Origin of the sequence: Phenylobacterium sp. (assembly GCF_024508875.1) — a bacterium.
Taxonomy (GTDB): domain Bacteria; phylum Pseudomonadota; class Alphaproteobacteria; order Caulobacterales; family Caulobacteraceae; genus Phenylobacterium.
The window spans coordinates 1-4,608 of sequence record NZ_JANINU010000189.1 but is presented as its reverse complement, the minus strand read 5'-3'; the positions used below and the strand labels follow the sequence as shown (position 1 = coordinate 4,608).

The window sequence follows — 4,608 nt, the reverse complement described above, 5'->3', positions numbered from 1 at the left end:
AACGTCGCCCGCCGCGTGCAGGAGACCCTGCAGCAGTACAAGGCGCTGAAGGACATCATCGCCATCCTCGGCATGGATGAGCTGTCCGAAGAGGACAAGCTGATCGTGGCCCGCGCCCGGAAGATCCAACGCTTCCTGTCGCAGCCGTTCCACGTGGCCGAGCAGTTCACCAACACGCCCGGCGTGCTGGTCAGCCTCGAAGACACCATCCGCTCGTTCAAGGCGCTGGTGGACGGCGAGTACGACCACCTGCCGGAGCCGGCCTTCTACAACGTCGGCAACATCGAAGACGCGGTCCGCAAGGCCGAGCAACTCGCGGCGGAAGCCTGATGGCCGAGAAGCTGCACTTCTCCCTGGTCTCACCGGAACGGGAACTCTTCTCGGGCTCGGTGGACCAGGTGGACGCGCCGGGCTCCGAAGGCGACTTCGGGGTCCTGGCCGGCCATGCGCCGTTCATGACCGCCCTCAAGGAGGGCCAGGTCCGCGTGCACAACAACGGGGCCGTGACCGCCTACGACGTGCGCGGCGGCTTTGCCGACGTCACGCCGGAGGGGCTGACGATCCTGGCGGAACATGCGGTCGAGGCCGCCTGAACTGGGCACTAGACAGGCAGATAATTCACTGCCGTAAATTGGGCGCCGTCAGGCCTTGCCTCCGCCGCCTCGCTTGGGTTTCATGCCGCGCCGAAAAGTCAGGGGAACTTCCATGCGTACCGCTCTCTCCAGCCTGATCCTCGCCGCCGGTCTTGCGACGGCCGCGCATGCCCAGGACCCGGCCGCCCAGCCTGCGGCCCCGGCCGCGCCCGCTGCTCCGGCTCCCGCCGCCGAGGCGCCTGCCGCTCCGGCTCCGGCCGAAGCCGCTCCGCCCGCGCCGACGCTGCCCACCAGCGGCTACGGCTATGAAGCGATCCAGGTGATCGAGAAGATCTGCGTCCCCGCCGTGCGCGGCCAGGGCGTCGATGCGGTGGCGAAGGCCGCCGGCTTCAAGCAGAACCGCCGCGACCAGACCTGGACGAAGGCCTTCGGGACCGAGAACAAGGCCTACCAGGTGGTGGCCTTCCCCTCGGGCTCGAACAAGTCGGTCTGCAACGTCGAGCTGCGCTATCCGATGGGCGCGGCGGAAGATATCGCCAAGGCGCTGAACGTCTGGTCGTTCGTGCATCAGCCGCCGCTGGACCCGACCGCCAACTACACCCAGCCCCAGGACCCGGACGGCCTGAAGCGCGTTCGCCGTTCGTGGGAATACCTGACCGCCAACCAGTCGGTCGGCCTGAACTTCTCGACCGTGCGCAAGCCGGACGACACGCAGGTGAACAAGGCCTACGACATGGGCACTCTGCAGTACCAAGAGCGCACGTTCTAAAATGACGCTTACGGACGCCGCGGGCCTCCTCGGCGTCCTCGTTATCCTGGTGGCCTACGCCGGCGCCGCATTGGGCAAGCTCGATGCGGAGAAGCCCATCGCGCTGACCTGCAACCTGGTCGGCGCCTGCCTCATCCTGTGGGGCCTCCTGACCCAGGACTTCAACCTGTCCGCCACGGTCATGGAAGGCGCGTGGGCGCTTGTCGCCGCCGTCGGCCTCCTGCGCTGGTCGCTGCGGCGAAAGTCCTAGACGCTCTAGGCGTGCACGCCGACGCGGCTCTCAAGCCAGTCCAGCGCGATCTGCGCCACGTCCTCCCAGCCCTCTTCCCCGATGAGCCAGTGGCTCATGCCGGGCATGGCGCGGAACTCGGCGCCGATGCGCTCGGCAGTCTGGCGCACGGTGGCGGCCGGATGCACGACATCCCGGTCCCCGGCGATGGCCAGCGACGGCATCGGCAGCGGCCCCACGCCGACGCTGGTGGTCATGAAGGGGTCCAGCCACCAGTTCAGCACCTCGCGCACCGCCCGGCCGCTCTCGGGCACGAGGCGCGCCAGGATACGGTCGCGCAGGGCCTTCGGCGTGCGGTCCAGGCTGTGGTGACGCATCAGATGGCGGTCGGGCGACACGGCGCTGGTCCAGAACGGATCGGCCAAGTGGACGCCGAAGGCGGTGATCGCCTCCTCGATGGACGATCCCGTCACGCCCCACGGGGGAGACGGCGCCAGCAGCACCAGGGCTCGGGCCCGCACCCGCCGCGCGGCCATCTGGGTGACCAGGCCGCCCATCGAATGGCCGACGAGCACGGGGGGTTCCGGCAAGCCCTCGCAGACCTTCACCAGGCTGCGGGCATAGTCAGACATGGAAAGACCCGCAACGCCGCGAGCTTCGCCGTGCCCTGGCAGGTCGGGGGCCAGCACTGTCCAGCCCCGCGCCTCGAACGGCGCGCGGAAGACCTCGAAGGCCCAGCCGGCGCAGAACGCGCCGTGTGTCATGACCACGGTCGGCATGCGGACCCGCCCCGAAACTTCACGAACAGACACCTTAGACCGAAGTGCCTAAGCGGGGGTGTGGATTCAGGCGGCGGCGCTTTTGGTCGCAGCGAATGGGGCGAACGCCTTGGCGACGGTCTCGTAGGCCGCCCGCTTAAAGGGCACGATCAGCTCGGGCGCCTCGGCCAGGTAGCCCCAGCGCCAGGCGTCGAACTCGGGTTCGTGATGGGCGCAAAGGTCGAACTCGCTCTCGGGCCCATCGAAGCGGAAGGCGAACCACACCTGCTTCTGGCCGCGAAAGCCGCGCGAGGCCTTGGGCCCTGAGAAATCCGCCGGGAAGTCGTAGACGATCCAGCCGTCGGTGCGGCCGAGATAGGTGACGCTCGAGGCCCCGGTCTCTTCGGCCAGTTCGCGCCGGGCCGCCTCGTCCAGGTCCTCGCCCGCGTCGACGCCGCCCTGCGGGAACTGCCAGTTGTGCGGGCCTGCCGTCCGGGCGCGGCGGCCCAGCCAGACGCGGCCGTCGGGATGGAAGAGCACGACGCCCACGTTCGGACGGTATTGCGAGAGGTCGGTCATTTCTTGGTGGTGAGCGCAGAGGCGGGAGCGAGTTGGTAGCCCCTCTGTTCGACCTCATTGGCCCAGGATGCAACCTTCTCCAGGGTGATGGGATAGGCGAAGCCCGAGCCGAGGGCCTGGCCACGTTGCAGCGCTCCGCCCTCCAGCGCCATGAGCTGCTGGTCGATCGCCGGGCCCGACAGCTTGTCGTCGATCACGCGCTCGGCCGTGGCGCGCGCCATGCCGCCACCGCGCCGCGCCGCTGAGCCGTCGTCGATGAAGGCGAGGCCGCGTCCCTTCACCGAGCTGGCGAAGGCGTTGTAGGCCGTGTCGGTGGCCAGGAACTTCGAGCCCAGATAGTTGGTCAGGCCGAAATAGCCGGTGGCGCGCGAGAGGATCCACTCCAGCTTCTTGACCGTCTCGGGCGGCTGGCCGTCGGCCATCAGGGTGTACGGGCCGGGGTCGTTGTCGGGATAGTCGACAGGCTCCATGGGTGTCTCGAGCAGCACCTCGTGGCCGCGGGCGCGGGCCATGTCGATCCACCCCTGAAGGCCTTCCGCATAGACCACGAACGAAAGCGTCACCTCCGGCCGAAGGGTCTCGATGGCCTGGCGCGTCGCGCGCGCATTTAGGCCGAGGCCCCCGATGACCAGCGCCACCTTGGGACGGCCGTTCGACTTGAACGGCCGGGCGTAGACCTCCGCGGGCGTGCGCCCGTCCTGGGCGATGATGGGCAGGGGGCCGCCTGGGCCCGGCGCATAGAAGCCGGCGATCGGGGCGACCGGCAGGGACTGGCCCGCCATCGACGGCAGGGGCGCCATGCCCGGGCCGCCGTTGTAGGGCGCGGCGGCGCCGGGGGCGAGCGGCCGCTCCGACAGGCGCACCACGTCCTTGTAGACGTGCGGTTGCCGCCCGCCGGGACGCAGCGCCTCGCGCCATCCGGCCGGCGCAGCGCGCATCGACTGGTCCAGTGGGATGCGCACATGGTCCGGCCCCGCGCCCACTGGGCTGAGCAGGTGGACGAGCGCGATCACGGCCACCACGAACAGCAGTGCTGCGGCGGCGAGGCCGACGGCGGGACTCTTCAGGACGGCGCCCAGGTCCGGAGCTTTGAACCGGGGAAGTGCGAGCGTGGCCAAGGGACGGAACTCCTCACCCCGCAGCCTCGCCGAACATGGTTAACGCGATCTCAACCGGGCAGGTCGCCAGGTCGGTCCACGAAAAAGGGCGGCCCTCGCGAACCGCCCTTCTCGTATGTCGATCGCGCAGGTTGTTACTTCTGCGTGGTCTGCGGCGGCTTCACCTCGGCGACCTTGGCCTTCGAGACGATCTCCGCCAGGCGGGCGGTGGGCTTGGGCAGCTTGGGCGTCGCTGCGACCGAGCCGTACTTCAGAACGTCCTCGGCGCGGGCCACCTGGAAGTCCTTCTTCTCGTCGAAGCCCTCGGGCGGCGCCTCGGCCGGCTCGTGGGCGCCGCGGCGCACCTTGCCCTCGTCGGCGTTCAGGGCGTTCTTGAAGCTGGCTTCCGAGAACTGGTAGCTGCGGTTGGCGATGATCTGCGCCTCGTCGCGGGTCAGCGCGACTTCCAGGTCGGGCTCGATGCCGGTCTTCTGGATCGAGCGGCCCGACGGCGTGTAGTAGCGCGCGGTGGTCAGCTTCAGCGCCCCGTCGATGCCGCCGCGCAGCGGGATCACGGTCTGCA

7 protein-coding genes and 1 pseudogene are annotated in these 4,608 nt (G+C 69.4%); 4 read left to right on the top strand and 4 right to left on the bottom strand.

The features are described from left to right. The 4 genes and pseudogenes from Q0L11_RS14515 to Q0L11_RS14500 form a co-directional block, all read left to right on the top strand. Positions 1-330, top strand: a pseudogene (locus tag Q0L11_RS14515) (F0F1 ATP synthase subunit beta); the annotation flags it as partial. Continuing rightward, complete coding sequence (locus Q0L11_RS14510; RefSeq protein ID WP_296598156.1) at positions 330-593, top strand: ATP synthase F1 subunit epsilon; 264 nt, start codon at positions 330-332, stop codon at positions 591-593. The pseudogene Q0L11_RS14515 and the gene Q0L11_RS14510, both read left to right, overlap by 1 nt. Before the next feature lie 112 nt (positions 594-705). Next, complete coding sequence (locus Q0L11_RS14505) at positions 706-1,362, top strand: hypothetical protein (protein WP_296598155.1); 657 nt, start codon at positions 706-708, stop codon at positions 1,360-1,362. Position 1,363: 1 nt separating this feature from the next. After that, positions 1,364-1,612: a hypothetical protein gene (locus tag Q0L11_RS14500; RefSeq protein ID WP_296598154.1), complete on the top strand. Its 249-nt coding sequence runs from the start codon at positions 1,364-1,366 to the stop codon at positions 1,610-1,612. A 5-nt stretch (positions 1,613-1,617) separates the two neighbouring features. Here the strand turns inward: Q0L11_RS14500 and Q0L11_RS14495 are convergent, their stop codons facing one another. The 4 genes from Q0L11_RS14495 to Q0L11_RS14480 form a co-directional block, all read right to left on the bottom strand. Continuing rightward, positions 1,618-2,370, bottom strand: coding sequence for an alpha/beta hydrolase (locus Q0L11_RS14495; RefSeq protein ID WP_296598153.1), 753 nt, complete (start codon positions 2,368-2,370; stop codon positions 1,618-1,620). A 66-nt stretch (positions 2,371-2,436) separates the two neighbouring features. Continuing rightward, positions 2,437-2,928 carry an RNA pyrophosphohydrolase gene (locus tag Q0L11_RS14490; RefSeq protein ID WP_296598152.1) on the bottom strand — a complete coding sequence of 164 codons (492 nt, stop codon included), beginning with the start codon at positions 2,926-2,928 and terminating at the stop codon, positions 2,437-2,439. Beyond that, positions 2,925-4,046, bottom strand: a complete 1,122-nt coding sequence (locus Q0L11_RS14485) for a divergent polysaccharide deacetylase family protein (RefSeq protein WP_296598151.1) — start codon at positions 4,044-4,046, stop codon at positions 2,925-2,927. The genes Q0L11_RS14490 and Q0L11_RS14485 overlap by 4 nt, the downstream gene beginning before the upstream one ends. Positions 4,047-4,180: 134 nt before the next feature. Beyond that, positions 4,181-4,608, bottom strand: a 428-nt coding sequence (locus Q0L11_RS14480) for a S41 family peptidase (RefSeq protein ID WP_296598150.1), incomplete at its 5' end; no start/stop codon positions are given.

Excerpts from the sequence above, each read along its gene's own strand:
- Q0L11_RS14510 (WP_296598156.1), top strand. The coding sequence starts at position 330 with ATGGCCGAGAAGCTGCACTTCTCCCTGGTCTCACCGGAACGGGAACTC.
- Q0L11_RS14505 (WP_296598155.1), top strand. The coding sequence starts at position 706 with ATGCGTACCGCTCTCTCCAGCCTGATCCTCGCCGCCGGTCTTGCGACG.
- Q0L11_RS14500 (WP_296598154.1), top strand. The coding sequence starts at position 1,364 with ATGACGCTTACGGACGCCGCGGGCCTCCTCGGCGTCCTCGTTATCCTG.
- Q0L11_RS14495 (WP_296598153.1), bottom strand. The coding sequence starts at position 2,370 with ATGCCGACCGTGGTCATGACACACGGCGCGTTCTGCGCCGGCTGGGCC.
- Q0L11_RS14490 (WP_296598152.1), bottom strand. The coding sequence starts at position 2,928 with ATGACCGACCTCTCGCAATACCGTCCGAACGTGGGCGTCGTGCTCTTC.